The following is a 2,870-nucleotide window of genomic DNA, read 5'->3' on the forward strand; positions in this document are numbered from 1 at the left end:
TCGACACTCCGCCTACCCCTCTTCCCCTCCACGACCCTCTGCCGGTCTCGCCTGCCTGCGCGGGTGCGGCGTCCGCTTCGTCGAGCAGGCGGCGCTGGCGGAAGCGGGCCCGGCCGTGTTGGCCGCCGCGCCGCGCGTCAGCTCCGGCGCCTCGGCCTACATTCTCTATACGTCCGGCTCGACCGGGACGCCGAAGGGCGTGCTGTGCCGCCAGGAGGGCATCCTCGCGCTGTTCGACGCGCTCGCCCGCACGTATCCGCTGGCCGCGGGCGACCGCGTGCTGTGGAAGACCGCGCAATCGTTCGACGTTTCGCTTACCGAAATGCTGTGGCCGTTGATGAAGGGCGCCGCGATCGTGATCGCGCGGCCGGACGGCCAGTACGATCCGCGCTACCTGCAGCGCGCGATCGAGCAGCATCGCGTGACGGTGGTCAATTTCGTGCCGTCGATGCTGCACCTGTTCCTGCAGTCGCTCGACGCCGGCGCGGCGAGCCCGCTGCGCGCGGTATTCGCCGCCGGCGAGCCGCTGCTGCCGGCGACCGTCGAGCTGGCGGCGCGCGTGCTGCCGCACGCGCCGCTGTTCAACGCCTACGGGCCGACCGAGGCCAGCATCTACGCAACCGTATGGCGCTGCGCGAGCGGCCCCGTGTTGATCGGCCGTGCGGTGGGCGACGTCGGCACGCATATCCTCGCGCCCGATCTCGCACGGCTGCCGATCGGCGTGACCGGCGAGCTTTACCTGTCCGGGCGCGCGCTGGCGTCGGGCTACCTGAACCGGCCCGAGCTGAGCGCGGAGCGCTTCGTGCCGAATCCGTACGCGACCGGCGATGCGGATCGCGTGCTGTATCGCACCGGCGACCTGGCCCGCTTCGATCGGCACGGCGACCTCGAATTCGTGGGCCGCGACGACCAGCAGGTCAAGGTGCGCGGCTTCCGCATCGAGACGGGCGAAGTCGAATCGGTGCTGGGCCGCCATCCGGGGGTCGCCAAGGTCGCGGTGCTCGCGCGTTCGGGGAGCGCGGGCGCCGTGCTCTGCGCGTTCGTGCAGGCGGCGGGCGCGCTGCCGGACGGCGCGCTGAAGGCGCATGCGCAACAGGCGCTGCCGCCGTACATGGTGCCCGACCGGATCGTCGTGCTCGACGCGATGCCGATGACCGGCAGCGGCAAGATCGATCGTCTCCGGCTGGCCGACTGGCCGCTCGACGCGGCGGGCGCCACCGATCCCGCCAGTCCCGCCAGCCCCGCACACCGCACGCCCGGCGATGCCGAGGGTGCGGTCGCGGCGATCTGGCGCGACGTGCTCGGCCTCGCCGAGATCGATCCGGACACCAACTTCTTCGACGCCGGCGGCCACTCGCTCGCGTTGATCCAGTGCCAGGCGCGGCTGCGTCGCGAATTCGGCCGCGATGTCGACATCGATCACCTGTTCCGCTACACGACGATTCGCACGCTGGCCGGCTGGCTGTCCGCGTCCGGCACGTCGTCGGCCGATGCCGACGGCGCGGCCGCGGCCGCGAGCGCATTGCCTGTCGACAGCCGCGACGTCGCGATCATCGGGATGAGCGCGGCCGTGTCGGGCGCGGACGACGTCGAGCAGTTCTGGCGCATGCTGCTCGCGGGCGAGGACGGCATCACCCGGCTCGACGACGCGCGGCTGCGCGCGCTCGGCGTGCCGGACGACCTGCTCGGCAACCCGCGCTTCGTCGCCGCGCGCGGGTTGATTCGTGATCCAGACTGTTTCGACGCCGCGTTCTTCGGCTATACGCCGCGCGAAGCCGAGATCATGGATCCGCAGCAGCGCAAGCTGATGGAGGAAAGCTACCGCGCGCTCGAGGACGCCGGTTATGCCGGGCCCGGGCTCGCGCGCGACGTGGGCGTCTACGTCGGCGTGGGCGCGAGCCAGTACCTCGCGAACCACGTGCTCGGCAACCGCGACGCGGTCGACGCGCTCGGCTTGTACCAGATCAACGTGCTGAACCAGCCCGCGACGCAGATCGCCTACCGGCTGAACCTCACCGGCCCCGCGGTCACGCTGAACACCGCGTGCTCGACGTCGCTGGTCGCGCTGCACATGGCCGCGCGCGCGGTCGCGCAGGGCGACTGCGAACTCGCGCTCGCGGGCGCGGCGTCGATCGGCGTCGACGGCGTGCCGGGCTACCTGCACCGCACCGGCGGGATCTTTTCCGCGGACGGCTATTGCCGCGCGTTCGACGCGGCCGCGAGCGGCACCGTCGAGGGCAGCGGCGCGGGTGCGGTGGTGCTGAAGCGGCTCGATCGTGCGCGCCGCGACGGCGATCACGTGTATGCGGTCGTCAAGGGCTCCGCGATCAACAACGACGGCCACGACAAGGCCGGCTACACCGCGCCGAGCCCCGCGGGCCAGGCACGGGTGATCCGCGCCGCGCTGGCGGACGCGGGCGTGGACGCCGCGTCGGTCGGCTATGTCGAGACGCACGGCACCGGCACGCTGCTCGGCGATCCGATCGAAATGGCCGCGCTGAAGGCGACCTACGGCCAGCACCCGGCACGCGCCCCGCGCCTGCTCGGCGCGGTCAAGACGAGTGTCGGGCACCTGGACAGCGCGGCGGGGCTCGCGGGCGTGATCAAGGCGGCGCTCGCGCTCGAACGCGGCACGGTGCCGGGCACGCTGCACTTCGACACGCCCAACCCGCTGCTCGAACTCGACGACGCGGCCTTTCGCCTCACGGCGGCAGCGGCCGACTGGCCGGACGGCGGCACGCCGCGCCGCGCGGCCGTCAGCTCGTTCGGCATCGGCGGGACCAATGCGCACGTGATCCTGGAAGCCGCGCCGCCCGAGGCGGATGCGCCGACGGCCGCCGCCGCGCATTGCCTGCGGCCGTCGGCGGTAC

The 2,870-nt window shown here is 72.7% G+C and carries 1 protein-coding gene; it reads left to right on the forward strand.

The genetic code is table 11. The annotated features are described in order from the left end of the window. A partial coding sequence (locus G3N96_RS38250) for a beta-ketoacyl synthase N-terminal-like domain-containing protein (protein ID WP_206140447.1) occupies nt 1-2,870 on the forward strand: 2,870 nt, incomplete at both ends.

This window comes from Burkholderia sp. Se-20373 (assembly GCF_017104705.1).
Classification (GTDB): Bacteria; Pseudomonadota; Gammaproteobacteria; order Burkholderiales; family Burkholderiaceae; genus Burkholderia.